Below are 23508 nucleotides of genomic sequence, written 5' to 3' on the forward strand. Positions count from 1 at the left end.
GGGCTGCTGGGGGGGGGGTCGGGGGGGCGCGGGGGGTCCGCCCCCGCCCACCCCCCTACGTCGCCCCCGGCCCCGCCCCTCCCGCCGGGGGGGGCCCCCCCGCTCCTCCTTTCCCCCTCTATGCGCGTAGAAAGAGGCACCACATGGACGTCATCTCCGTCATCCGCACCAAGCGGGACAAGGGCGAGCTGAGCCCCGAGCAGATCGACTGGGTCATCGACGCCTACACCCGCGGCGAGGTCGCGGACGAGCAGATGTCGGCCCTGGCCATGGCGATCCTGCTCAACGGCATGAACCGCGGCGAGATCGCCCGCTGGACCGCGGCGATGATCGCCAGCGGCGAGCGCATGGACTTCTCGTCCCTCTCCCGCCCGACCTCCGACAAGCACTCCACCGGTGGCGTCGGCGACAAGATCACCCTTCCGCTCGCCCCGCTCGTCGCCGCGTGTGGCGCGGCCGTGCCGCAGCTGTCGGGCCGGGGCCTCGGCCACACCGGTGGCACGCTCGACAAGCTGGAGTCCATCCCGGGCTGGCGCGCGCTGCTCTCCAACGAGGAGATGCTGCACGTCCTGGACACCACCGGCGCGGTCATCTGCGCGGCCGGCGACGGCCTGGCCCCCGCCGACAAGAAGCTCTACGCCCTGCGCGACGTGACGGGCACGGTCGAGGCGATCCCGCTGATCGCGTCCTCGATCATGTCGAAGAAGATCGCCGAGGGCACCGGTTCGCTCGTCCTGGACGTCAAGGTCGGCACCGGCGCCTTCATGAAGAACCTCGCGGACGCGCAGGAGCTGGCCCACACGATGGTCGGCCTCGGCACGGACAGCGGTGTGAAGACGGTCGCGCTGCTCACCGACATGTCCACCCCGCTCGGCCTCACGGCCGGCAACGCCCTCGAGATCCGCGAGTCCGTCGAGGTCCTGGCGGGCGGCGGCCCGGCGGACGTCGTCGAGCTGACGATCGCGCTGGCGCGCGAGATGCTCGACGCGGCGGGGATCAAGGACGCGGACCCGGCGAAGGCGCTGGCGGACGGCTCGGCGATGGACGTCTGGCGCCGCATGATCGCGGCCCAGGGCGGCGACCCGGACGCGGCCCTCCCGGTCGCCCGCGAGACGCAGGTCGTCACGGCCCCGTCCTCGGGCGTGCTGACCCGCCTCGACGCCTACGACATCGGCATCGCCGCCTGGCGCCTCGGCGCCGGCCGCGCCCGCAAGGAGGACCCGGTGCAGGCCGGCGCCGGTGTCGAGCTCCACGCCAAGCCGGGCGACACGGTCACGGCGGGCCAGCCGCTGGTGACCCTGCACACGGACACCCCGGAGAAGTTCGACTACGCCCTGAAGTCCCTGGCCGGCGCCTGGGACATCGCCCCGGAGGGCACGGCGTTCACCCCGACCCCGATCGTCCTGGACCGCATCGCCTGAGGAATATGCCTCTGACGCCTTCGGGTGAACGGGACCGGTGGACCTCCACCGGTCCCGTTCGGCATGCGGCGCGAGCCTCCGATGAGTTCCGGCCCTGGCGGGGGTCTCCCAGATGTGGACACCAGTCAACCGCTCGAACTGACCCTTGCCGCCCGGGCCACCCCGGACGAGATCGCCCGGCTGTGCGCCGTACTGGAACGGTGGCCGCCCACCGACGTGGTCTGTGACGTCGGCGGGCTCACCCATGCCGATCTCGCGGCCGTGAACGCCCTGGCCCGGCTGAAGCTCGCCGCCGGGCGTCTCGGGCATCGGCTGCGGTTCCGGGGCGCCGGCGGCGAGCTGCTGCTGCTCCTCGATCTGGTCGGCCTCGCCGACCTCGTATGACTAGGCCTCCAGCCGCTCCGGCAGGTCGAAGAGCGGGAACCAGCGCTTCGTGTCCAGGAAGAAGTCCATCCCGCCCACCTTGCCGTCCCGCAGCTCCAGGACGATCAGCGCCCACGGGCTGTAACCGCCCTCGGGGTCCGGGTGATACTGCGCGAAGGCCGGTGAGCCGTTCGCCACGGTCGGCACCAGCTTCGAGCCCGAGCAGACCTCGCCGACCCCGAGCATCCAGCCCACGATGTCGTCGTGTCCCCGCAGCCACAGGTCGTACGGCGGCATGGACATCGTCGCGTCCTCGTGCAGGAGCGCCGTCAGCGCCTTCATGTCGTACCCCTCGAAGGCGGCGACATAGCGCTCCAGGAGCTCCTTCTGCTCCTCGTCCAGGGGGTCCGCGGTGTCCGAGGCCGTCGGCTCGTTCTCCGCGATCGTGGCGCGCGCCCGCTGGAGCGCGCTGTTCACCGAGGCGACCGTGGTGTCGAGCAGCTCCGCGACCTCGCTCGCCTTCCAGGCCAGCACCTCGCGCAGGATCAGCACGGCCCGCTGCTTCGGCGGAAGATGCTGCAGCGCGGCGACGAACGCGAGCCGTACGGTCTCGCGGGACACCGCCGTGTCCGCCGGGTCGGCCACCGACGGCAGGACCCGGCCGTCCGGCACCGGCTCCAGCCACGTGATCTCCGGCCGGGCGGTCAGCTGCGCCTGCGCGACCGGTGTCGCGGCGGTCAGATCCATCGGCCGGGCCCGTCTGTTGCCCGCGTTCAGCGAGTCGAGGCAGACGTTGGTCGCGATGCGGTACAGCCAGGAGCGCAGCGACGAGCGTCCCTCGAAGGAGTCGATGGACCGCCAGGCGCGGACCATCGTGTCCTGCACGGCGTCCTCGGCCTCGAACGAGGAGCCGAGCATCCTGTAGCAGTAACCGGTCAGCTCCGTGCGGTACTTCTCCAGCTCGGAATTCCGGTCCGCGGTCGCCGGCTCACTCATGCAGGTCCACCCCACTCGCCCCTCACCGGCACCGGTGCTGTGCCGATGAGGGGAAGCTACCGCAGCCCACTGACAGCCGGGGTCAGGTTCCGGGCTTCCGTCCGTAGACGTACACGTCGTCGCCGTTCCTGAGCAGGTTCCAGTACGCCTTCGCATCGGCCGGACGCATGTTCACGCAGCCGCCCGAACCCGGGGGGTTCCACATGGACTTGGTGGTGGAGTGGAACGCCTGCCCGCCGTCGAAGAACTGCGAGTACGGCATGGACACGTGGTAGATCGTCGACCAGTGGTTGATGTTGCGCCAGTAGATCCTCTTGAGGCCGGTACGGGTCTCGGTCCCGTCCTTGCCCGTACGGACGGGCACCGGGCCGTACTTCAGCGTCGCGCCGTCCTGGATCCAGGTCAGCTGCCGCGTCAGGTCGACGCAGGCGATCCGGCCCTTGTTGGTCGGGCACTTCCGGGCCGCGTTCGGGTTCTTCCCGGCCGCCTTCTGCGCCAGCATCGTGGACATCGTCCGCCAGGTCAGCGGACCGGCGTACCCCTGCGTCGGGGTGATGCCGTGCGTGCGCTGGAACGCCTGGATCGCCTTGCAGTCGGCGAGCGACTGCCGCCCGTCCACCGTCCGCCCCAGGAACTTCTCCACCTGCTTCTGGTACGGCCCCGTCGTCACGTTGCACGACGCGGCCTGCGCCGTCCCCGCGCCGAGAGCGACCGTCAGCGGCACCACCATGGAGGTGATGCCGAGGGCGATCCCCGCCCGCTTCCGTATACCGTTCATGATCACCAACTCCCCCTTGAGTCCTAAGACTTAGGACGAGCGGGGGAGCCTTCCGGTTGTACGGATCCGGGACGGAATCAGTGAGCCGTACGCAGCCGGGGGCAGCGGGCCTCGGCGCGCGCCGCCACCCGCGCGCTGTGGCTGCCGTAGAGCGTGATCGACACGACGCCGAGGACGGCGATCAGGCCGAGGAGGACCGTGCCGGCCCAGCCGCCGGAGTGGAAGGCGATCGCGCCGAGCGTGCCACCCGCGCTGCTGCCCAGGTAGTACGCGGACTGGTAGAGCGCCGACGCCTGCGCGCGGCCGGTCTTGGCCGTACGGCTCACCGAGGAGGAGGCGACCGCGTGTCCGGCGAAGAAGCCGGCCGTGATCAGGACCAGGCCGAGCAGGACGGCGGCGAGGTCGTCGGCGAGCGAGAGCAGCAGGCCCGCCGCGGTCGTGCCGACGGCCAGGTAGAGCGCCCCGCGCCGGCCGAGGCGGCCGACCAGCTTCCCGGCGGCGGCCGAGGAGACCGTACCGACGAGGTAGACCAGGAAGATCGAGCCGACCACACCCTGCGGGAGCGAGAACGGGGCCTCGACCAGGCGGTAGCCGATCACGGTGTACACCGCGCCGAACACCGTCATGAACAGCGCGCCGATCGCGTACAGGCGCATCAGCAGCGGGTCGGCGAGGTGGGTGCGGACCGTCTTCGCCAGTGCCCTCGGGTTCAGCGAACCGGGCGTGAAGTGACGGGCCTTAGGGAGCAGCAGACGGAAGACGACCGCGCAGGCCACCGCCATCAGACCGACCGCGAGGAGCCCCGCGCGCCAGCCCCACATCTGGGACGCCCAGCCGGTGACGATCCGGCCGCTCATGCCGCCGATCGAGTTGCCCGCGACGAACAGGCCGATCGCGGCGACCAGCGCCTTCGGCCGCACCTCCTCGGCGAGGAACGCCATGGCGGAGGCGGGCAGACCCGCGAGCGCCGCTCCCTGGACCGCGCGCAGGGCGATCAGCCACTCGAGGTTCGGGGCGAAGGGGACGAGGAGTCCGACGATCACCGCGACGGCGAGCGACCACGTCATCATCGTGCGCCGCCCGAGGCGCTCGGAGAGGGCGCTCAGCGGGAGGACGAGGAGGGCGAGCGCGCCGGTGGCGGCGGAGACCGTCCAGGAGGCCGCGGAGGCGGTGGCACCGAACTCCGCCGAGATCGCGGGGAGGAGGGCCTGGGTGGAGTAGAGGAGGGCGAAGGTGGCGAGTCCGGCGGCGAAGAGGGCGAAGCTCATGCGGCGGTAGCCGGAGGCACCGGGAGTGAGGCGGGTGTCGGCGGCCGTGCTGGTGGCGGCCGCCTTGGTACTGGCGGAAGGCATGTCTCGAACGTAGGACGATTCATTTCATGCGTCCAATGCACGGAACTGCTGTAATCGTTCCCATGGTGCATGAGTACAGGTCACAGGGTCGGCTGTCACCGAGTAGTTACGAAGAAGACATGGGGCTGGTGCTCGCGCCTCGGCTCGCGTACTTCGCGGCGGTGGCCCGGCACGAGCATGTGACCAGGGCGGCGGCCGAGATGGGGGTGCCGCAGTCGACGCTGTCGCGGGCGATGGTCCGGCTGGAACAGGACCTCGGGGTGGCGCTCTTCGCCCGCAAGGGCCGCACGGTCTCGCTCACCCCGGCCGGCCGCACCTTCTACGCCTCGGCCGAGCGGGCGCTCGCCGAGGTGGAGCGGGCGGCCGACTCCGTACGGGCGGACGCGGACCCGGCGGCGGGGCGGGTCGCCTTCGGGTTCCTGCACACCATGGGTTCCGAGACCGTCCCCGGACTCATCCGCGCCTTCCGGGTCGACCACCCCCGGGTCCGCTTCACCCTCGTGCAGAACTACGGCGAGGCGATGATCGAACGGCTGCGGGCCGGGGACCTGGACCTGTGCCTCACCTCGCCCGTGCCCGACGCACCGGACCTGGTCGCCCGGCGCATCGACGAACAGCGGCTGCGGCTCGTGGTCCCCGACGACCACCGGCTCGCCTCGCGCAAGCGGGTGCGCCTCGCGGAGGCCGCCGAGGAGACGTTCGTGACCCTGGAGCCCGGCTACGGGCTGCGCCGCATCACCGACGACCTGTGCGCCGAGGCCGGGTTCACGCCGCGCGTCGCCTTCGAGGGCGAGGAGGCCGAGACCCTGCGCGGCCTGGTCGCGGCCGGTCTCGGCGTCGCCCTGCTGCCCCCGCCGGCCGTCCCGCGCCCCGGCGTCGTCGAGCTGACGGTGACGGCACCGCGCGCGGTCCGCGAGATCGGCGTGGCCTGGCTCGACGGCCACCCCGACACGGCGCCGGTGGCGGCCTTCAAGAAGTTCCTGCTGAGCAAGCGGGGGAGCCTGCTGCCGGACTGACGCTTTCGCCCCTACCGGCGCGGCCCGCGCCCGAACCCCGCCGCCAGGGGCATCCGCAGGCCCAGCGGAGGCGGGGCCGCCAGCGCGTCGGCGACCGGGCGGGCATAGGGGTGGGTGAAGAGCGAACCGAGGACGAAGTCCGTGGCCAGGGCCCGGATTTCGTCGTTGTACTGGCGCAGCGCGTGGCCGTCCGAGTGGACCTCGAAGCGGCAGGTGTCGCGGTTCGACTTCTTCGCCCGCTCCGCGAGCCGGTACGACAGCTCCGGATCCGTCCGGGCGTCGTTCGTGCCGTGTGCGATCAGCACCCGGCGCCCCACCAGCTGGCGCACCGGCTCCGGCTCCGCCGCCACGTCGTCCTCCGGCAGCCAGGGCGCCAGCGCGAGCACCGCGTCGACCGCCGTGTGCCCGGCCGCCCGCAGCGCGGCCCGCGCGCCCATCCCGTGTCCCACGAGGCAGACCGGGACGTCTCCGTAGCGCCGCACCGTCTCCGCCACCGCCCAGGAGGCGTCCGCGGCCAACTGGGCGTCCGTGCCGTTCCAGCCGCGCCCCCGGTAGCGCACCACGTGCACCACCAGACCGTCCGCGCGCCCCGCCGCGGCCAGCCGCCGCCCCAGCGGCAGCAGCGCCGCATGGGCCCGGACCGACGCGCCCCGCGCGGACGCCACCACCCCGTCCGGAAGAAGCAGGACCACACCGCCCACCGCCGTACCGGGGTGCGATGCGCCGACGGGCCGTCCGAGCCGGGGTGTCCGGCTGCCGGCAGTCCCTACGAGTGCGGAGTGCGCCATGGCAGAACAGTCTCAGAAGCCGAGGTGTACGCCATCCGTACGCGCGGTCACTGTTACGTATCGACAAGCGAGTTGAGGAGGGGCGCTCTACGCGCGTAGGGGCTAGAGTGCGGCAATGACGAGCCAGATCTCCAACGTCCCCACCGCGGACCAGATCCGCCGCGCCCCGAAGGTGCTCCTCCACGACCACCTCGACGGCGGACTGCGTCCCGGCACGATCATCGACCTCGCCCTCCAGCAGGGCTACGACAACCTCCCCGAGACCGAACCCGACAAGCTCGGCATCTGGTTCCGCGAGGCCGCCGACTCCGGCTCGCTGGAGCGCTATCTGGAGACCTTCGCGCACACCTGCGCCGTCATGCAGACCCGCGAGGCCCTCTTCAGGGTCGCCGCCGAGTGCGCGGTCGACCTCGCGGAGGACGGCGTCGTCTACGCCGAGGTGCGCTACGCCCCCGAGCAGCACCTGGAGGCCGGGCTCACCCTGGAGGAGGTCGTCGAGGCCGTCAACGAGGGCTTCCGAGAGGGCGAGCGGCGGGCCAGGGCGGGCGGCCACCGCATCCGCGTCGGCGCACTGCTCACCGCGATGCGGCATGCCGCCCGCGCCCTGGAGATCGCCGAACTCGCCAACCGCTACCGCGACTCCGGTGTCGTCGGCTTCGACATCGCGGGCGCCGAGGCCGGTTACCCGCCCACCCGGCACCTCGACGCCTTCGAGTACCTGAAGCGCGAGAACAACCACTTCACCATCCACGCCGGCGAGGCCTTCGGGCTGCCGTCCATCTGGCAGGCCCTGCAGTGGTGCGGCGCCGACCGACTGGGGCACGGCGTCCGCATCATCGACGACATCGAGGTCGCCGAGGGCGGCTCGGTGGCGCTCGGCCGGCTCGCCGCGTACGTACGGGACAAGCGGATCCCACTGGAGATGTGTCCGACCTCCAACCTCCAGACCGGCGCCGCGGCCTCCATCGCGGAACACCCCATCGGTCTGCTCCGCAAGCTGCACTTCCGGGCGACCGTCAACACCGACAACCGCCTCATGAGCGGTACGAGCATGAGCCGGGAATTCGAGCTGCTGGTCGAGGCGTTCGGATACACGCTCGACGACATGGCGTGGTTCTCGGTCAATGCGATGAAATCAGCGTTCATTCCTTTCGATGAACGCCTCGCGATGATCAATGACGTGATCAAGCCCGGATATGCCGAGCTGAAGTCCGAATGGCTGTTCCAGCAGACCGCTGCGACCAGTGGTTCTTCCGCTCAGGCGGAGTGAGGACGGGTCGAGGGAGGGCTCCGCACGCGGAGTCGGGGCGGCCGGGGGCGTGACCTCCGGCCGCTTTCCGGTGTTTGCTCGGGTGTCAAGCGAATGGCTAGTTTGCAAAGCCGCTCTGCATTCCCCGCAAAACCCTGCTTTCCCCGAAGATCCAAGATCCCCAAGATCCTCAAGGATGATTCTCTGATGAAGCAGTCTGCCGCCAAGACGCTCGGTGTCGCCGCTCTCGGTGCCGCTTTCGCCGCTGCCGCCGCCGGCACGGCCGCCGCCGCATCGCCGCTGCCCGCCGCCCCCGACGCGCTCGGCCTGGTCACCCAGACCGTGCCGCTGGGCGACGGCCTCACCGAGCTCCCCGACGGCGCCGGCGAGTCCCTCCTGGGCGGCCAGGCCGCCGTCGACCAGGGCGTCAAGACCCTCCCGGCCGCCGCCGGCCAGGCCATCGAGCACGCCCCGCTCGACGGCGCCACCGGCGCGCTCGGCAACACCCCGGTCGGCGGCCTGCTCGGAGGCCTGCCGCTGAACGGTCTGCCGATCGGCTGATCACGCACACCACCCCATACGCCGATGGGGCGCGCACCCGGTCCGGGTACGCGCCCCATCGGCGTCGTGCGTCCTGTGCCCCTACCAGGCCGTGCTCGCCGACTTCTCCGACGGCAGCAGCAGCCACAGCGCCAGGTACAGCAGGAACTGCGGACCGGGCAGCAGGCACGAGACGAGGAAGATGACCCGCATGGTGGTGGCCGAGGTGCCGAAGCGCCGTGCCAGCGCTGCGCACACTCCGCCGATCATGCGTCCGTCACGAGGGCGGGCAAGTGCGGCCATGGTGGGCTCCTTCGAGAGGTATCTCCCGGGAGCCGCTCCGTCGGGCTCCCGATGACTCCATACTCGCCCCGGACGGGGGGACGAAGCGTCGGTCTACGGTGCGATCCCGACCCTGGGAATCGTCGGGGTAGCCCCCTGAGAACCCTCATCCCGCAGCAGGGCCGAACCCCGACCCCGGCTGGTCCCGGAGGGGGACCGGCCCGCCCGTGGGCCCCTCCTGCGACGTAGCCGCGCCCGGCCCGCCGGCACCACCAGCAGATGGGCCAGCGCCACCCCCACGGTGTTCAGGAGCAGCGAGTCGATGTCCACGACCTGCCCGGGCACGGCGGTCTGGAGCAGTTCGACGGCGAGGGAGATCAGTGCTCCGGCGGCGACGGTACGGGCCAGGGAGGCCAACGGCGACACATGGAGCCTGCCGTCGGCCATCGGGAGCAGGACACCGAGCGGGGCCAGGAGCAGCAGTCCCCCGCCGATCCGCCGGGCCGCCTCGGCCGGGCCGAGCGCCATATCGGCCTTGATCCCGGCGAGCGGGGTCAGGTTCGGCGCCGTCACCCAGGCCACGTCGCGTGGGCGGAGCGTCACCCAGGCGACGAGGAGCAGATGCGCGAGGAGGAAGACGAACCCCGCCACGCGTACGACCATGGCGGCACTGCCGCCCGAACCTTGACGCTGCACGCCCCCCAAGACGCGCCCCGTGCCGGAATCGGTTCCGCCGCCCACCGGCCGGCTCGCCCCGGGCTCCGGAGGCGGCTCGTCTCAGGAGACCGTGGGCTTCGGAGGCGGCTCGTCTCAGGACGCCGAGGCGTCCGGGGCAGCACTGCTCAGGACGCCGAAAGCATCCGGGGCGGCTCGGGCTCAGGACGCCGACGGTTCCGGAGCCGCCACCGTCGGGGCCGCCGATTCGGGGCGTTCCCTCAGCTCGGCCGTGCACCGGTAGCGGTGCGGCGGGTAGCCGCCGGGGCCACCGAGGACCACGGTGTCCCCGCCCGCGCCTGCCGAGCTCCGGGCGAAGGTGCAGACGATCTGCGCCAGGGACGTCGGCGTCAGGTCCTCGGGCTGCCTGCTCAGCCGCAGCGTGTCCGCGGGATCGCCCTTGTGGCCGCCGGTGACGACCAGCGGCCCCTTCACCGCCGTGGAGAACCCGGCCTCCCGCTCGCCGTCCGACGGCTCGCTCAGCAGCTGCGTGAGCAGCGCCGACGCGGTCCGCACCCGGTCCCCGTCGGCCTTCTCCTCGGGCAGCGGCGACCTGCGGTCCACCGCCTCCAGCTGCGAACCGCACAGCAGGAACACCTGGACCGGCATCCCCGAGGTCTGCGTGGCGACCTCGTCGCCCGACACGCTGCACGGCACCCGCGAAGGCGCCGGACCCGCGTCGACGGGCACCGATGTCGTCCTGATCCCGCATCCGGAGGCGAGCGCGACGGCCACGAAGGCCGCCGCCAGGACTCCCGTACGGCGAAGCCGGCTCAACTCTCCTCCACCTCGCCCTGCTCGCCGCCGTCGGCCGCGTCGGCGTCCGTGTCGGCATCGGCGTCGGCGTCCTGCGGAAGGCGCAGGACGAACACCGCGCCGTCGCCGTCCGGCGAGTTCGCGGCGGTGATCGAACCGCCGTGGATCAGCGCGTTCTCCATGGCGATCGACAGGCCCAGACCGCTGCCCTCCGAGCGCGGCCGGGACGCGCTCGCCTTGTAGAAGCGGTCGAAGACGTGCGGCAGGACCTCCTCCGGGATGCCCGGACCGTGGTCCCGTACCTCGATCACCAGCTCGCCGTCCTCCGTACGGATCGCCACCCGCACCGGCGATCCGCCGTGCTTGAGCGCGTTGCCGATGAGGTTCGCGAGGATCACGTCGAGCCGGCGCGGATCGAGCCGCGCCACGATCCCGCGCTCGGCGTCCAGCTCCACGGCGTCCAGCCAGGCGCGGGCGTCGATGCACGCGGTGACCTGGTCGGCCACGTCGACGTCGTCGAGGACGAGCCGCGCGGTGCCCGCGTCGAAGCGGGTCACCTCCATCAGGTTCTCCACCAGGTCGTTCAGCCGCCGTGTCTCGCTCACCACGAGCGCCACGGCCGGCGCGATCATCGGGTCGAGGGAGTCCTGCTCGTCCTCCAGGACCTCGGTGACGGCCGTCAGCGCGGTGAGGGGTGTGCGCAGCTCATGGGACATGTCCGCGACGAAGCGCCGGCTGGACTCCTCCCGCGCACTCATGTCGTCGACCTTCTTCTGCAGGGACTCCGCGGCGCTGTTGAACGTCCGTGACAGATCGGCCAGTTCGTCCGTGCCCGAGACCCGCAGCCGGGTGTCGAGCTTGCCCTCGCCCAGCTGCCGGGCCGCCTCGCCCAGCCGGTGCACCGGTCGCAGGACGGTCGTGGCGGCGGCCTGCGCGAGCAGCGCGGAGCCGACGAGCGCGAGCGCGGTCGCGATCCCCAGGGACCAGGCGAGCGAGTTCAGGTCCGCCCGCTCGGCGTCCAGGGACTTGAACATGTAGCCGGTCGGCCCGCCGCCGTCGACCTTCGCCCCGCCCACCAGGTACGGCGTCTGGCCGCGCTGCGTGCGCTGCCAGAACAGGTGGTACGGATAGGCGTTGCCGTCCGTGAGGGGCTGCTCGGTCTCCACCTGGTCCCGCAGCGCGTCCGGTACGTCGGCCAGCGTGAAGGTGTCCGGGTTCGAGGCCCCGATGATCGGCTTGCCCGCGTCCCGCTCCCCGAGCAGCAGCACGCTGTAGCCCGAGCTGCCGCCCGCCATCTGCTCGGCCGTGCGCCGCAGGTCCTCCTCGGTGGGCTGCAGCGGCAGCGTCGCCGCCCGGTTCTGCATCTCCTGCCGGAAGTCGTTCAGCGCCCCGTCCTGGGTGCGCGTCAGGACCGCCTCGCGGTTCAGCCAGTACGCGATCCCGGAGGCGGACACGGCGGCCGTGAGCGCCACCAGGGCGAAGACGACGACCAGCCGCAGCCGCAGGCTGGTGAAGCGCAGCCCCGCGAACATTCCTCTTCTCACGCAGGGACGTCCAGTCGGTAGCCGACGCCGCGCACGGTACGGATCAGGGTCGGCGAGGACGGCACGTCCTCCACCTTGGCGCGCAGCCGCTGGACGCAGGCGTCGACCAGACGCGAGTCGCCCAGGTAGTCGTGCTCCCACACCAGGCGCAGCAACTGCTGGCGCGACAGGGCCTGTCCGGGCCGCCGGCTCAGCTCCAGGAGGAGTCGCAGCTCGGTCGGCGTGAGCTGGAGATCCTCCCCGTTCTTCGTCACCGTCATCGCCGAACGGTCGATGACGAGCGAGCCGAACGTCGCCGAGTCCGTGGACTCCCGCTCCCCGCGCCGCAGTACGGCCCGGATCCGGGCGTCGAGGACCCGCCCCTGGACCGGCTTGACGACATAGTCGTCCGCTCCGGACTCCAGGCCGACGACCACGTCGATGTCGTCGCTTCGCGCGGTCAGCAGGATGATCGGCAGCTGGTCGGTGCGCCGGATGCGCCGGCACACCTCGAAGCCGTCGATCCCGGGCAGCATGACGTCCAGGACGACCAGGTCCGGACGCTGCTCGCGCAGCAGTTTCAGGCCGTCCTCGCCCGTCGCCGCGGTGGCCACTCGGTGGCCCTGGCGTGACAGGGAGAGCTCGAGGGCCGTGCGGATGGCGTCGTCGTCCTCGATCAGCAACAGGAAAGGCACGGACGCCATTCTGTCCCATGAGCCATCGGAGTTCGACTGTGCGGCGGCATCGGCCCCTGTGACACGGCTGTGACAGTCGGCGGACACCGCGATGAAGTGGGCCGGGCAAGCTTCTTGGCACACGGACAGAAACACACTCCAACCGACGGGGGGCGCACGATGAACGCACTGCACAGCACCACCTCAGGCGCAGTTGTCACGCGTCTCCACGATGTCGTCGTGCGGAGCCCGGAGAAGTCCGGCGCGGTGAACGGGCGGGGGTGCGTTCGCAGCGTCGGGCGTCAGCACAAGGCGCCGTACATGGTCGCCGTGGCTGACGGGGGAGCGGCGTACGGGGAGGTCACGGGGGAGCGGCAGTCTCTGTCGGAGGCGGAGTTCACCGCCTACGTCCAGGAGCGTCGCGCCTCCCTGTACGCCACCGCCTACCACCTGACCGGTGACCGTTTCGAGGCGGAGGACCTGCTCCAGAGCGCGCTGTTCTCGACGTACCGTGCCTGGGACCGGATCAGCGACAAGGCGGCCGTGGGTGGCTATCTGCGCCGCACCATGACCAATCTGCACATCAGCGCCTGGCGTCGGCGCAAGCTCAACGAGTACCCCACCGAGGAGCTGCCGGAGACGGCGGGCGACACGGACGCGATGCGGGGGACCGAGCTGCGGGCGGTGCTGTGGCAGGCCCTGGCCCGGCTGCCCGAGCTCCAGCGCACGATGCTGGTGCTGCGCTACTACGAGGGCCGTACGGATCCGGAGATCGCGGAGATCCTGGACATCAGTGTCGGCACGGTGAAGTCGAGCATCTGGCGCTCCCTGCGCCGGCTGCGCGAGGACGAGGTCCTGAGCTTCGGCCGTGACGAGGAGGAGTCCTTCGGCGAGCTGGTGGCCTGAAGGCAGGGGGGCAACGGGGGAAACACGGGGGACGTACGGGGGTACGGGGGAAACAGCGCGGGTCGGACAAGCCGGGGGGGCTTGTACGACCCGCGTTTCTCGTTGTCCTGACCCTCGTTACGCCCGCGCCGCCGGTGTCCGGTGGCGGCCGGCCGCTGCCGCCGCCAGGCGGCCCAGGGCCTCGTCCTTGGCGCAGGGGTGGGCGCCCAGTGCGGTCTGGCGGGCCACGATGGAGCGCTCGGAGCGCATGAGGCGCCAGCCGCGGCGCAGCAGGAACGGGACCGACTTGCGGCCCTCCTTGAGATCCCGGAAGAGCCGGCGGCGGAACGTCGTCGAGGGGCGGCCGCGCAGACACAGCGCGTCGGCGAGCATGCCGAGGTCCTGGCAGCGCTCCACGATGTCGGCGGCGAAGATGCCCTCCGCGACGAACAGCGGCGTCCGACCGATGTCGAGGGCTTCGCGGTCCACGCGCGAGCTGGTGGCGAGGTCGTACACGGGGACGTCCGTACGGCCCGTACGGCACAGCTCCGCGATCGCCGCGACGGCGGCGTCCGCGTCCCAGGATCGCGGGGAGTCCCAGTCGATGTCGGCGCTGCCCGCGACGAGCGGGAGCGTCGGGTCGTCGGCCTCCTTGTAGAAGTCGTCGAGGCGCAGGACCGGGAGACCGGTGACGGCGGCGAGGGACGACTTGCCGGAGCCTGAGGGGCCCGCGAGCAGGACGACGCGGGTCGGGATCGGTAGGGAACTCACGGGACACCAGTGTGAAGCATTCCCCCGGGCAGGGGACCCCCGAGGGAGGGGGTTGGTATCGAGCATCACACCTCAACTACGCTCGGTGTCGCTCCGATTACCCAACGCTGAAGGACTCTCATGGCGCGTCACAAGCAATCCAGGACCCCCGGCCGCGGCGCCCTGCTGAAGGCCGGGCTGACCGCGACGGCGGCGGGAGCGGCGGTGCTCGGTCTGGGCGCCGCCGGCGCCCAGGCGGCCGCCCCGCTGCCGCTGCCGGTCGACGCGCTCGCCGGCAGCGACGCGGTCGCGGCCCTCGGGGCCACCGGCCACGCCGTCGGCCCGCTGACCAGCCTCCAGCTCGACCCGCTGGCGAACACCGGCGTCGACCCGCTGGACAACGGGATCGGGACCCAGATCGCCGACTTCAAGCCGGTGGGCACGAACCTGGTGACGGACCACGTCACGAAGGGCGGGGGGCTGGACGATCTGCCGCTGGTCGGTGAGGTGACGGGGCTGCTTCCGGCGAACTAGCGTCGTCGGGGGCGGTGTCGGGCGCGGCCCGCTGGGGGTCCTCCCAGGCCCGCTGGGGCGCAGGGGGAGGGATCTCCCGCACGAACCAGGATGCGGCGAAGGCGAGCGCGGCCAGCACGGCCGTGCCCAGGAGCACCCCGTGCAGCCCGCTCGTCACCGCCGCCGCGAACCCTTCCCGTACGGGCGCGGGCAGCTCCCTCAGCTGCGCCGGGGTCAGCCGGGTGTCCGCGCCGGCGAGACGGGCGGTGAAGACCGCGCCGAGCACCGCGACGCCGAGCGAGCCGCCGATCGTACGGACGAGGGTGACGGTCCCGCCGGCCGCGCCCATGTCGCGCGGATCGGCGCTGTTCATCGTGATCAGCAGCGTCGACTGCATGAGGAACCCCATGCCCGCCCCGATGACCGCAGTGAGCGCGGAGGCGACGGCGATCGGGGTGTCGACGTCGAGCGCGAGCAGGACGAGCGCGCCGGCGGTCATCAGCGCGCCTCCGAGGATGGGATGGAGGCGGTAGCGGCCGGTGCGGCCGATGGCGCGGCCGGTCGCCAGCTGGACGACGAGCATCCCCAGCATCAGAGGCAGCAGGAGCATCCCGCTCGCGGTGGACGACTGGCCGCGCGCGAACTGCAGGTACTGCGGCAGGTAGTTCAACGCGGCGAGCATCCCCGCGCCGACGAGGAAGCTGAGGAGCTGGGCGAGGGCGAAGTTGCGGCTGCGGAAGAGGCGGGGCGGGATGACCGGCTCCTCGGCCCGTCGCTCGACCCGTACGAACAGGGCGAGGGCGGCGGCCGAGACGACACCCAGGCCGAGGATCTGCGGTGAGGTCCAGGCGTAGGTGGCGCCGGCCCAGCTCGCCAGGAGCGTCAGGGCCAGGATGCCGAGAGTGAGCAGCAGGGCGCCGCGCCAGTCGACGCGGGCGCGGATCCGCTCGGTGCGCACACGGATGCCGACCCCGACGATCAGCAGGGCTGCGAGGCCGACGGGCACGTTGACGTAGAAGGCCCACCGCCAGTCGAGGTGATCGGTGAGGAAGCCGCCGAGCAGCGGGCCGCCGACGAACGCGACCGGCAGCATCGCGGCGCTGATCGACTGCACCTTGGCGCTGTCGCGGGGTGCCACGAGCACTCCGATGAGCGCGAACGCGCCGACCATCAGGCCGCCCGCGCCGATGCCCTGGAGCGCCCGGAAGGCGATGAGCTGCCCCATGCTCTGGGCGAGTCCGGAGAGGACCGAGCCGAGGAGGAAGACGGCGACGGAGGCGAGGTAGCTGCCCTTGCGGCCGTACAGATCGCCGATCTTGCCCCAGAGGGGGGTCGCGACGGCCGTGGTGAGGAGGTAGGAGGTGACCACCCAGGAGAGGTGGTCGAGGCCGCCGAGCTCGCCGACGATCGTGGGCAGCGCCGTGCCGACGATGGTGCCGTCGAGGGTGGCGAGGACGATGCCGAGCATGAGCCCGGTGATCCCCAGGTAGGGGGTGCGCGCTTCGGTTTCGCGGGGCGTCGTCATGGTTCAGGCTGCGTAGGGCTTCTTGGCGCGGGCGTCCCGAAGTGCCTCGCCCCACCAGGCGAGTTGGTCGAGCATCGCCTTGGCGGCGGCGTCCGCCGCGGGGTCGGTGGCCTTGCCCTCCTGGTCGAACTGTCCCCAGACGCCCTGGAGTCCGACGGCCTCGCGGATGGTGACGGCGTGCAGTTCGGCGAAGACTCCCCGCAGATGCTCGACCGCGCGCAGGCCGGCGGAGAAGCCGCCGTACGCGACGAAGCCGACGGGCTTGGCATGCCACTCCTCGTTGTGCCAGTCGATGGCGTTCTTCAAGGAGGCGGGATAGCTGTGGTTGTACTCGGGCGTGACGACGACGAAGGCGTCGGCGGCGGCGAGGCGCGGGGAGACGGCGGCGAGGAGCGAGCGGTCCTCCGCGGCGGCCGGGGCCTGGCCGAGCTGCGGGAAGACGGCGGGCAGCGGGGTCTCGGCGAGGTCGATCAGGTCGACGGTCATGTCGGGGCGGGCGGCGGCGTGCGAGAGCAGCCAGTTCGCGACGACGGGGCCGAGGCGGCCGTCGCGGGTGGAGCCCTGGACGACGGCGACGTGGAGCGGGTGCATGGGTCCCCCGGTACGTGGATGTGTACGACGTATCTTCTGTGTGTACAACGTACACGCGAGTGTGTACGTCGTCTACCAGGCATACGCTGTACGCGAGGTGAGGGAGGTCGTCGTGGCGAAAGAGGACGAGACGGAAGAGGTCTCGCTGTGGGAGCGGCTGGAGCGGCCGCAGGCCGCGCCGCGCGCGTCCCTGACTCCGCAGCGGATCGCCGAGGTCGCCGTCGACCTGGCCGACCGCGAGGGGTTCGCGGCCGTCACCATGCGGCGGATCGCGACCGAGCTGGGTGTGGCGCCCATGGCGGCCTACCGGCACGTCTCCGGCAAGGACGACCTGTGGGCGCTGATGGTCGACCGGGTGTCGGCCGAGATGGAGCCGGCGGAGCAGCCGGAGAGCTGGCGGGAGACCCTGCGCGCGTACGCGGTGCGGACCCGCACGATGATGGTGCGGCACCCCTGGCTGGCCCAGCTGCCCATGCCGCTCTTCGCGCTCACGCCGAACCGGATGGCCGCGGCGGAGCGTCAGTTGGCGTCACTGGACGGGCAAGGACTCGACGTCGACACGATGATGGCCGCGTTCCGTACGGTCAGCAGCTTCGTGCAGGGGGCGACGCAGGCGGAGGTGGCCCTGGCTCAGTACATGCGGGAACAGGGCTGGGAGAGCCCCGACGAGACGCGACGGGCGCTCGCGCCGCAGATGCGTTACCTGATGGAGACGGGGAGGTACCCGACGTACCGGCGCTACACGGAGGCGGCGGCGCGGAAGGACGACGCGAAGTGGCAGTTCGAGACGGGCCTGGAGTGCGTCCTGGACGGCGTTGCGGGGCTGATCGAGCGGGGCTGATCGAACAGGCCGACTCCGCGGACGGGCGCACGAGGCGCACTCGGGGGCGGGCCGCGCGCTGCGTCTGTCACCGGCCAAGTGGCGCCGGGAAGAGCCTTCTGGAGAGTGGCTTCGGCCCGCTCGGCGGTCCTTCGCGTTTCTCCTCCGCCGAGGTGCGGGATGGCCAGAAGCATGGCAATCGAACGCAATCCCCACCTCGACGGCGAAGGAAGCAAGCCGTCCTTCGCCCGCGGCTTCGCCACCGTGGGCGAGTCCCCGACGGAGGCCCAGGCCCGGTTGGAGGAGATCCACCAGTACCTGCGGGACCAGTACGCCCGGCGCGAGATCGTGACGAGCACGGTCACCGAGGGCGGCACCATGCTCGACTGGGTGCCGGTCGAGTCGCAGCCGGGCAACGGCGGTCGGCCGGCCGACCCGCCGAGCGAGAACCGCCCCTTCGAGCGGGTCGACGGCGATCGGCCGGCCGAGCCCACCCGGTTCGAGCTGGAACGCCCGAACGCCGAGCTCGGTCCGCCCGGCACCATTCCTCTGGTGCGCCTGCCCGTGGAGAGGATCACGCCCGAGGTCGGGCTGAACGACTGGCTCGCCAAGGGCACCCACGCCATGGTCGTCACGCCGACGGGCGAACTGGCCACCCGGGCCGCCACGCTGCACAAGTACGGTTCCAGCGCGCAGTCCGTGACGGCTTTCGGCACGTCGGGAAACATCAACGCCTGGCACACCTTCGTGGAGTACAGCAACGAGTTCTCACTCGGGCAGCTCGCCATGACCCGGGGCAGCGGCACGGGCCGTCAGACCGTCGAGGTCGGCCACCAGGTCTACAAGGACCTCTACGGCGACTGGTTGCCGCACCTCTTCATCTTCTACACGACCAACGGGCATACCCAGAGCGGCGACAACCTGGGCGGCTACAACCAGAACGTGGCCGGTTGGATCCAGGTGTCCAACACGCTCTACCCCGGTGCCCTCTCCAGCCCGCTGAGCACGTTCGGCGGAACGCAGTACCAGATGGGCCTGAAGGTCCAGCTCTGGGAGGGCAACTGGTGGGTCCAGGTGAACGGCGTGTGGATGGGGTACTACCCCGCCTCGCTGTTCAGCAGCGGCGGCCTGCGTTCCCAGGCGGACGTCGTCCATTGGTTCGGCGAGGTGGTGGACGACGGCAACGACCCGGCCACGACCCGCACGGACATGGGCAGCGGGCGCTGGCCCTATCAGGGCTGGCAGCACTGCGCGTACATGAACAACCTCATGTACCAGTCGGACACCGCCGGCACGATGCTGCCCTACCGTGGCTCGACGTACTCGTCCCACCCGAACTGCTACACGTTGGAAGAGCACTTCTCCAGCGGGGATCCGTCGTGGGGCTCGTACTGCTGGTGGGGCGGCAGCGGAAGGAACACCTCGTGCCCCTAGCGGAACCGCCCCCGGGCCCGGACGTCCTGCCGTGTCCGGGGGACCCGGAGTGCGAGTGCGTGCGCATCGGATCCGCGGCGCACGGCGGTACGCCCACCGCACAGCCGCCGCAGGGTGGCGCCCCCGAGGATCCCGCCGAGGGGCTCTGCCCACCCGGGTACGTCCCCCGCCGTCGCCGTCCGGGCCCGGGGACGGTGTACGAAGAGGGCGGCAGGCGGGTGCGACGGCCGGGGCAGCCCGAGCGGAATCCGGCGCCCGGGGCGTCCGACGACGGGACGGATTCCCGCCCGGCCCCGCGCTGAGCGCGTCGCCCGAGCGCGAGGGGTCGCACGTGGCGCCCCGTGGGGTGGTTCACACCCCACGGGGGACTCTCCGCACGGTGCTAGTACGCCGAGCCGCTCGCGCCCAGCGAGCCCGTCGGGTGCCAGACCGTCTTCGTCTCCAGGAACGCCGTCAGGCGGTCCGTGCCGGGGGACTCGGTGAAGTCCACCGCGCGCGGGCGCAGGACTCGCTTGAGGTTGTCCGCCGCCGCGATCTCCAGCTCGCGCGCCAGATCCGCGTCCGCGCCCGTCAGGTCGATCGCGTTCACGTCCTGGTGGGCCGCCAGATGCGGGCCCATCTCCGATGCCTTGCCGGAGAGGATGTTGACGACACCGCCCGGCAGGTCGGAGGTGGCCAGCACCTCGCCCAGGGACAGGGCCGGCAGCGGCGCCTTCTCCGAGGCGATGACCACGACCGTGTTGCCCGTCGCGATCACCGGGGCGATGACGGAGATCAGGCCGAGGAAGGACGAGTCCTGCGGGGCCACGACCGTCACGACGCCCGTGGGCTCGGGGGTCGACAGGTTGAAGTACGGGCCCGCGACCGGGTTCGCACCGCCCACGATCTGGGCGATCTTGTCCGTCCAGCCCGCGTACCAGACCCAGCGGTCGATCGCCGCGTCGACGACCGCGGCGGCCTTGGACTTCGACAGGCCCTCCGCGTCCGCCACCTCGGCGACGAACTGGTCCCGGCGGCCCTCCAGCATCTCGGCGATGCGGTAGAGGATCTGGCCGCGGTTGTACGCCGTGGCGCCCGACCAGCCGCCGAACGCCTTGCGCGCGGCGACGACCGCGTCACGGGCGTCCTTGCGGGAGGAGAGGGGAGCGTTGGCCAGCCACTTGCCCTTGCTGTCCTGCACTTCGTACACCCGGCCGCTCTCGGAACGCGGGAACTTCCCGCCCACGTACAGCTTGTAGGTCTTGAAGACGGAAAGACGGTCAGACATCGAGGTACGCCTCCAGGCCGTGGCGACCGCCCTCGCGGCCGAAGCCCGACTCCTTGTAGCCGCCGAAGGGCGAGGTCGGGTCGAACTTGTTGAACGTGTTGGCCCAGACGACACCGGCCCGGAGCTTGTTGGCCACGGCGAGGATCCGCGAGCCCTTCTCCGTCCAGATGCCGGCCGACAGGCCGTACTGGCTGTTGTTGGCCTTGGCGACCGCCTCGTCCGGCGTACGGAACGTCAGCACGGACAGGACCGGGCCGAAGATCTCGTCGCGGGCGACGGTGTGCGCCTGCGTGACGTTGGTGAACAGCGTCGGGGCGAACCAGTAGCCGGCGGACGGCAGCTCGCAGGCCGGGGACCAGCGCTCGGCGCCCTCCGACTCGCCCTTCTCCACCAGCGCGTGGATACGGGACAGCTGCTCGGCCGAGTTGATGGCGCCGATGTCCGTGTTCTTGTCCAGCGGGTCGCCGAGGCGGAGGGTGGAGAGCCGCCGCTTCAGGCTGTCGAGCAGCTCGTCCTGGATCGACTCCTGGACCAGGAGGCGCGAGCCCGCGCAGCAGACCTGGCCCTGGTTGAAGAAGATGCCGTTGACGATGCCCTCGACTGCCTGGTCGATGGGTGCGTCGTCGAAGACGATGTTGGCGCCCTTGCCGCCCAGCTCCAGGGTGACCTTCTTGTGCGTACCGGCGATCGAGCGCGCGATGGACTTGCCGACCGCGGTCGAACCGGTGAAGGCGACCTTGTTCACGTCGGGGTGCTCGACCAGCGCGGCGCCCGTCTCCCCGTAACCCGGGAGGATGTTGACGACGCCCTTCGGCAGCCCGGCCTGGCGGCAGATGTCCGCGAAGAACAGGGCGGAGAGCGGGGTCGTCTCGGCGGGCTTCAGGACGACCGTGTTGCCGGTCGCGAGCGCCGGGGCGATCTTCCACGCCAGCATGAGCAGCGGGAAGTTCCACGGGATGACCTGGCCGGCCACGCCGAGCGGGCGCGGGTCGGCGCCGTAGCCCGCGTGGTCGAGCTTGTCGGCCCAGCCCGCGTAGTAGAAGAAGTGCGCGGCGACCAGCGGGAGGTCCGCGTCGCGGGTCTCCTTGATCGGCTTTCCGTTGTCCAGGGTCTCCAGGACGGCCAGCTCACGGCTGCGCTCCTGGATGATCCGGGCGATCCGGAAGAGGTACTTGGCGCGCTCGGAGCCGGGCAGCGCCGACCACTTCTCGAAGGCCTTGCGGGCCGCCTTCACCGCGCGGTCGACGTCCTCGGCGCCCGCCTGGGCGACCTCGGCGAGGACCTCCTCGGTGGCGGGGGAGACGGTCTTGAAGACCTTGCCGTCGGCCGCGTCGACGAACTCGCCGTCGATGAACAGGCCGTACGAGGGAGCGATGTCGACGACGGACCGGGACTCGGGCGCCGGTGCGTACTCGAATACAGATGCCATGATGATCAGTCCACCGTCACGTAATCGGGGCCGGAGTAGCGGCCGGTCGCCAGCTTCTGACGCTGCATGAGCAGGTCGTTGAGCAGGCTGGAGGCACCGAAGCGGAACCAGTGGTTGTCCAGCCAGTCCTCGCCGACGGTCTCGTTGACCAGGACCAGGAACTTGATGGCTTCCTTGGTGTTGCGGATGCCGCCCGCCGGCTTCACGCCGACCTGGACGCCGGTCTGCGCGCGGAAGTCGCGCACCGCCTCCAGCATCAGGAGCGTGTTGGCCGGGGTGGCGTTGACCGCGACCTTGCCGGTCGAGGTCTTGATGAAGTCCGCGCCCGCCATCATGCCGAGCCAGGAGGCGCGGCGGATGTTGTCGTACGTGGACAGCTCGCCGGTCTCGAAGATGACCTTGAGGCGGGCCTCGCCGGAGGCTTCCTTCACCGCCAGGATCTCTTCGTAGACCTTCATGTAGTTCCCCGCCAGGAACGCGCCGCGGTCGATCACCATGTCGATCTCGTCGGCGCCTGCGGCGACGGCGTCACGGGTGTCCGCGAGCTTCACGGGGAGGGCGGCGCGGCCGGCCGGGAAGGCCGTGGCGACGGAGGCGACCTTGACGCCGGAGCCCTTCAGGGCCTCCTTCGCCGTGGCCACCATGTCGGGGTAGACACAGACGGCGGCGGTCGTCGGGGTCGTGCGGTCGGACGGGTCGGGGTTGACGGCCTTGGCGGCGAGCGCCCGGACCTTGCCCGGGGTGTCCGCGCCTTCGAGCGTCGTCAGGTCGATCATGGAGATGGCCAGGTCGATGGCGTACGCCTTCGCCGTGGTCTTGATCGAGCGGGTGCCGAGGGACGCGGCGCGCGCCTCCAGGCCGACGGCGTCGACGCCGGGCAGCCCGTGGAGGAAGCGGCGCAGCGCACTGTCGGACGTCGTTACGTCGGCAAATGCGGGTGCTGCGGATGCAGTGGTGGGCATGGTCACCAGTCGAGCATATCTACGCGCGTAGCGACCTGTACAGCCCCGCGGTTTCCGAAGGGGTCCGCCGGGGCCTCCGGAAGCGTGCTCCCGCGCATCCGGAAGGGGCGCGCCCGGGGGTCCGCCGGCCCGCTCCCTCCGCCCGAGCCCGCCCGCATCCGGTGAGGCAGAATCGGCACCATGACGACCCAGCCCCCGCAGCAGCCCGCCGAGCCGACCTACGCCGACCGGGTCTTCCGGTCGTCCATGGGCATCGCGGGCGGAGTCCTGCTGCTCGGGCTCACCGGATGGTTCTGCGTGGACGCGATGATCCGTGGCGAGGGGCGCGCGCCCTGGGTGGCCCTGGCGGGTCTGCTGTTCGTCGTGCCGCTCGTCGTGGCGTTCACGATCCGGCCCGTGGTGAACGCGAACGAGGACCGCCTCCGGATCCGTAACCCCTTCCGCTCCATCGTCCTGCCCTGGGCCGCGGTGGCCGACGTCCGCGCCGGATACTCCAGCGAGGTGCTGACCCGGGCCGGGGCGAAGTACCAGCTGTGGGCCGTCCCCGTCTCGCTGCGCCAGCGCAAGCGGGCGGCCCGCCGCCAGGCGCGCGCCGCCCAGGACGACCCGCACGGCCGCACCTCCGTCCACGCGCACGTGGACGACCAGGACCGCCTCGCCCCGGCCGACCAGACGGTCGCCGACCTGCGCGATCTCGCCGAGCGCTGCGCCACCCGCCCGGGTGCCCAGGGGGAGCCGCAGGTGCGCTGGGCGTACGAGGTCATCGCGCCGGCTGTCGCGGGCTTCGTGCTGCTGGTCGTCCTGCTCGCCACCGGCTGAGGCGCCTCGGGACGGCTCCCGTACCGAATTCACCCGTACGGGAACGGCGCGGGGCCCGGTG

At 71.6% G+C, this 23508-nt stretch carries 25 protein-coding genes; 10 read left to right on the plus strand and 15 right to left on the minus strand.

Annotated features, from left to right (window positions below; all coding sequences use genetic code 11):
- Positions 1-143 precede the first annotated feature (143 nt).
- A complete protein-coding gene (locus ACFVZW_RS08910; RefSeq protein WP_384518824.1) occupies positions 144-1421 on the plus strand; it encodes a thymidine phosphorylase in 1278 nt (425 codons plus the stop codon).
- A 114-nt stretch (positions 1422-1535) separates the two neighbouring features.
- Positions 1536-1805 (plus strand): STAS domain-containing protein, encoded by a 270-nt coding sequence (locus ACFVZW_RS08915; RefSeq protein WP_384518827.1) that lies wholly within the window; start codon positions 1536-1538, stop codon positions 1803-1805.
- On the opposite strand, the gene ACFVZW_RS08920 is transcribed toward ACFVZW_RS08915, so the two are convergent.
- The 3 genes from ACFVZW_RS08920 to ACFVZW_RS08930 form a co-directional block, all read right to left on the minus strand.
- Positions 1806-2780, minus strand: coding sequence for a sigma-70 family RNA polymerase sigma factor (locus ACFVZW_RS08920; RefSeq protein ID WP_384518829.1), 975 nt, complete (start codon positions 2778-2780; stop codon positions 1806-1808).
- Positions 2781-2862: 82 nt separating this feature from the next.
- Positions 2863-3510: a L,D-transpeptidase family protein gene (locus ACFVZW_RS08925; RefSeq protein ID WP_384518955.1), complete on the minus strand. Its 648-nt coding sequence runs from the start codon at positions 3508-3510 to the stop codon at positions 2863-2865.
- Positions 3511-3635: 125 nt separating this feature from the next.
- Positions 3636-4910: an MFS transporter gene (locus tag ACFVZW_RS08930; RefSeq protein ID WP_384518832.1), complete on the minus strand. Its 1275-nt coding sequence runs from the start codon at positions 4908-4910 to the stop codon at positions 3636-3638.
- Positions 4911-4972: 62 nt separating this feature from the next.
- On the opposite strand from ACFVZW_RS08930, the gene ACFVZW_RS08935 reads away from it, so the two are divergent.
- Positions 4973-5926, plus strand: a complete 954-nt coding sequence (locus tag ACFVZW_RS08935; protein ID WP_383561355.1) for a LysR family transcriptional regulator — start codon at positions 4973-4975, stop codon at positions 5924-5926.
- 11 nt (positions 5927-5937) lie between these two features.
- Here ACFVZW_RS08935 and ACFVZW_RS08940 read toward each other — a convergent pair whose 3' ends face one another.
- Positions 5938-6714: an alpha/beta hydrolase gene (locus ACFVZW_RS08940; RefSeq protein ID WP_384518835.1), complete on the minus strand. Its 777-nt coding sequence runs from the start codon at positions 6712-6714 to the stop codon at positions 5938-5940.
- A 115-nt stretch (positions 6715-6829) separates the two neighbouring features.
- Here ACFVZW_RS08940 and ACFVZW_RS08945 point away from each other — a divergent pair, with 115 nt between their 5' ends.
- Positions 6830-7984 (plus strand): adenosine deaminase, encoded by a 1155-nt coding sequence (locus tag ACFVZW_RS08945; RefSeq protein ID WP_384518838.1) that lies wholly within the window; start codon positions 6830-6832, stop codon positions 7982-7984.
- Positions 7985-8170: 186 nt separating this feature from the next.
- Positions 8171-8524: a hypothetical protein gene (locus ACFVZW_RS08950; RefSeq protein WP_384518841.1), complete on the plus strand. Its 354-nt coding sequence runs from the start codon at positions 8171-8173 to the stop codon at positions 8522-8524.
- 81 nt (positions 8525-8605) lie between these two features.
- Here ACFVZW_RS08950 and ACFVZW_RS08955 read toward each other — a convergent pair whose 3' ends face one another.
- From ACFVZW_RS08955 to afsQ1, 5 genes are all read right to left on the minus strand, one after another.
- Positions 8606-8806 (minus strand): PspC domain-containing protein, encoded by a 201-nt coding sequence (locus ACFVZW_RS08955; protein WP_315891756.1) that lies wholly within the window; start codon positions 8804-8806, stop codon positions 8606-8608.
- Positions 8807-8899: 93 nt separating this feature from the next.
- Complete coding sequence (locus tag ACFVZW_RS08960) at positions 8900-9448, minus strand: VanZ family protein (RefSeq protein WP_384518844.1); 549 nt, start codon at positions 9446-9448, stop codon at positions 8900-8902.
- 213 nt (positions 9449-9661) lie between these two features.
- On the minus strand, positions 9662-10276 hold the full coding sequence (locus ACFVZW_RS08965) for a hypothetical protein (protein ID WP_384518847.1): 615 nt from the start codon (positions 10274-10276) through the stop codon (positions 9662-9664).
- Positions 10273-11787 carry an ATP-binding protein gene (locus ACFVZW_RS08970; protein ID WP_384518958.1) on the minus strand — a complete coding sequence of 505 codons (1515 nt, stop codon included), beginning with the start codon at positions 11785-11787 and terminating at the stop codon, positions 10273-10275. The genes ACFVZW_RS08965 and ACFVZW_RS08970 overlap by 4 nt, the downstream gene beginning before the upstream one ends.
- Positions 11788-11795: 8 nt before the next feature.
- Entirely contained in the window at positions 11796-12473 is a 678-nt protein-coding gene (afsQ1, locus tag ACFVZW_RS08975; RefSeq protein ID WP_175439295.1) for a two-component system response regulator AfsQ1, read from the minus strand.
- A gap of 159 nt (positions 12474-12632) precedes the next feature.
- Here afsQ1 and ACFVZW_RS08980 point away from each other — a divergent pair, with 159 nt between their 5' ends.
- Positions 12633-13358, plus strand: coding sequence for a SigE family RNA polymerase sigma factor (locus ACFVZW_RS08980; protein ID WP_384518850.1), 726 nt, complete (start codon positions 12633-12635; stop codon positions 13356-13358).
- A gap of 117 nt (positions 13359-13475) precedes the next feature.
- Here ACFVZW_RS08980 and ACFVZW_RS08985 read toward each other — a convergent pair whose 3' ends face one another.
- Complete coding sequence (locus ACFVZW_RS08985; RefSeq protein WP_384518853.1) at positions 13476-14174, minus strand: uridine kinase; 699 nt, start codon at positions 14172-14174, stop codon at positions 13476-13478.
- A gap of 54 nt (positions 14175-14228) precedes the next feature.
- Here ACFVZW_RS08985 and ACFVZW_RS08990 point away from each other — a divergent pair, with 54 nt between their 5' ends.
- Positions 14229-14621 carry a hypothetical protein gene (locus tag ACFVZW_RS08990; protein WP_384518855.1) on the plus strand — a complete coding sequence of 131 codons (393 nt, stop codon included), beginning with the start codon at positions 14229-14231 and terminating at the stop codon, positions 14619-14621.
- Here the strand turns inward: ACFVZW_RS08990 and ACFVZW_RS08995 are convergent.
- Together ACFVZW_RS08995 and ACFVZW_RS09000 are read right to left on the minus strand one after the other, a co-directional pair.
- The gene (locus tag ACFVZW_RS08995) at positions 14551-16125 is read right to left on the minus strand and encodes an MDR family MFS transporter (protein ID WP_384518858.1); all 1575 of its coding nucleotides are present in this window, start codon (positions 16123-16125) and stop codon (positions 14551-14553) included. The two genes, ACFVZW_RS08990 and ACFVZW_RS08995, sit on opposite strands and share 71 nt — an antisense overlap.
- A gap of 3 nt (positions 16126-16128) precedes the next feature.
- Entirely contained in the window at positions 16129-16716 is a 588-nt protein-coding gene (locus ACFVZW_RS09000; RefSeq protein ID WP_384518860.1) for an NADPH-dependent FMN reductase, read from the minus strand.
- A 112-nt stretch (positions 16717-16828) separates the two neighbouring features.
- Between ACFVZW_RS09000 and ACFVZW_RS09005 the strand changes: the two genes are divergently transcribed.
- Positions 16829-17557: a TetR/AcrR family transcriptional regulator gene (locus ACFVZW_RS09005; protein ID WP_384518863.1), complete on the plus strand. Its 729-nt coding sequence runs from the start codon at positions 16829-16831 to the stop codon at positions 17555-17557.
- 171 nt (positions 17558-17728) lie between these two features.
- A complete protein-coding gene (locus ACFVZW_RS09010) occupies positions 17729-18970 on the plus strand; it encodes a neprosin family prolyl endopeptidase (protein ID WP_384518866.1) in 1242 nt (413 codons plus the stop codon).
- A 382-nt stretch (positions 18971-19352) separates the two neighbouring features.
- Here ACFVZW_RS09010 and ACFVZW_RS09015 read toward each other — a convergent pair whose 3' ends face one another.
- Genes ACFVZW_RS09015 through deoC form a run of 3 tightly spaced genes read right to left on the minus strand, consistent with a single transcriptional unit; the run spans position 19353 to position 22628 of the window.
- Positions 19353-20237 carry an aldehyde dehydrogenase family protein gene (locus ACFVZW_RS09015; protein ID WP_384518869.1) on the minus strand — a complete coding sequence of 295 codons (885 nt, stop codon included), beginning with the start codon at positions 20235-20237 and terminating at the stop codon, positions 19353-19355.
- Positions 20230-21666 (minus strand): aldehyde dehydrogenase family protein, encoded by a 1437-nt coding sequence (locus ACFVZW_RS09020; protein ID WP_384518872.1) that lies wholly within the window; start codon positions 21664-21666, stop codon positions 20230-20232. The genes ACFVZW_RS09015 and ACFVZW_RS09020 overlap by 8 nt, the downstream gene beginning before the upstream one ends.
- Before the next feature lie 5 nt (positions 21667-21671).
- Complete coding sequence (gene deoC, locus ACFVZW_RS09025; RefSeq protein WP_384518875.1) at positions 21672-22628, minus strand: deoxyribose-phosphate aldolase; 957 nt, start codon at positions 22626-22628, stop codon at positions 21672-21674.
- Between the two features lie 180 nt (positions 22629-22808).
- Between deoC and ACFVZW_RS09030 the strand changes: the two genes are divergently transcribed.
- Positions 22809-23447 carry a PH domain-containing protein gene (locus tag ACFVZW_RS09030; protein ID WP_384518878.1) on the plus strand — a complete coding sequence of 213 codons (639 nt, stop codon included), beginning with the start codon at positions 22809-22811 and terminating at the stop codon, positions 23445-23447.
- Positions 23448-23508: the final 61 nt, after the last annotated feature.

Origin of the sequence: Streptomyces sp. NPDC059567, from assembly GCF_042735655.1 — a bacterium.
Classification (GTDB): Bacteria; Actinomycetota; Actinomycetes; order Streptomycetales; family Streptomycetaceae; genus Streptomyces.

Excerpts from the sequence above, each read along its gene's own strand:
- ACFVZW_RS08980 (WP_384518850.1), top strand. The coding sequence starts at position 12,633 with ATGAACGCACTGCACAGCACCACCTCAGGCGCAGTTGTCACGCGTCTC.
- ACFVZW_RS08955 (WP_315891756.1), bottom strand. The coding sequence starts at position 8,806 with ATGGCCGCACTTGCCCGCCCTCGTGACGGACGCATGATCGGCGGAGTG.
- ACFVZW_RS08925 (WP_384518955.1), bottom strand. The coding sequence starts at position 3,510 with ATGGTGGTGCCGCTGACGGTCGCTCTCGGCGCGGGGACGGCGCAGGCC.
- ACFVZW_RS08960 (WP_384518844.1), bottom strand. The coding sequence starts at position 9,448 with ATGGTCGTACGCGTGGCGGGGTTCGTCTTCCTCCTCGCGCATCTGCTC.
- ACFVZW_RS09010 (WP_384518866.1), top strand. The coding sequence starts at position 17,729 with ATGGCAATCGAACGCAATCCCCACCTCGACGGCGAAGGAAGCAAGCCG.
- ACFVZW_RS09030 (WP_384518878.1), top strand. The coding sequence starts at position 22,809 with ATGACGACCCAGCCCCCGCAGCAGCCCGCCGAGCCGACCTACGCCGAC.
- ACFVZW_RS09015 (WP_384518869.1), bottom strand. The coding sequence starts at position 20,237 with ATGTCTGACCGTCTTTCCGTCTTCAAGACCTACAAGCTGTACGTGGGC.
- ACFVZW_RS08945 (WP_384518838.1), top strand. The coding sequence starts at position 6,830 with ATGACGAGCCAGATCTCCAACGTCCCCACCGCGGACCAGATCCGCCGC.
- ACFVZW_RS09020 (WP_384518872.1), bottom strand. The coding sequence starts at position 21,666 with ATGGCATCTGTATTCGAGTACGCACCGGCGCCCGAGTCCCGGTCCGTC.
- ACFVZW_RS08970 (WP_384518958.1), bottom strand. The coding sequence starts at position 11,787 with ATGTTCGCGGGGCTGCGCTTCACCAGCCTGCGGCTGCGGCTGGTCGTC.
- ACFVZW_RS08995 (WP_384518858.1), bottom strand. The coding sequence starts at position 16,125 with ATGACGACGCCCCGCGAAACCGAAGCGCGCACCCCCTACCTGGGGATC.
- ACFVZW_RS08935 (WP_383561355.1), top strand. The coding sequence starts at position 4,973 with ATGGTGCATGAGTACAGGTCACAGGGTCGGCTGTCACCGAGTAGTTAC.
- ACFVZW_RS08910 (WP_384518824.1), top strand. The coding sequence starts at position 144 with ATGGACGTCATCTCCGTCATCCGCACCAAGCGGGACAAGGGCGAGCTG.
- ACFVZW_RS08990 (WP_384518855.1), top strand. The coding sequence starts at position 14,229 with ATGGCGCGTCACAAGCAATCCAGGACCCCCGGCCGCGGCGCCCTGCTG.
- ACFVZW_RS08920 (WP_384518829.1), bottom strand. The coding sequence starts at position 2,780 with ATGAGTGAGCCGGCGACCGCGGACCGGAATTCCGAGCTGGAGAAGTAC.
- ACFVZW_RS08930 (WP_384518832.1), bottom strand. The coding sequence starts at position 4,910 with ATGCCTTCCGCCAGTACCAAGGCGGCCGCCACCAGCACGGCCGCCGAC.
- ACFVZW_RS08950 (WP_384518841.1), top strand. The coding sequence starts at position 8,171 with ATGAAGCAGTCTGCCGCCAAGACGCTCGGTGTCGCCGCTCTCGGTGCC.
- ACFVZW_RS08940 (WP_384518835.1), bottom strand. The coding sequence starts at position 6,714 with ATGGCGCACTCCGCACTCGTAGGGACTGCCGGCAGCCGGACACCCCGG.
- ACFVZW_RS09000 (WP_384518860.1), bottom strand. The coding sequence starts at position 16,716 with ATGCACCCGCTCCACGTCGCCGTCGTCCAGGGCTCCACCCGCGACGGC.
- ACFVZW_RS08985 (WP_384518853.1), bottom strand. The coding sequence starts at position 14,174 with ATGCTCGATACCAACCCCCTCCCTCGGGGGTCCCCTGCCCGGGGGAAT.
- deoC (WP_384518875.1), bottom strand. The coding sequence starts at position 22,628 with ATGCCCACCACTGCATCCGCAGCACCCGCATTTGCCGACGTAACGACG.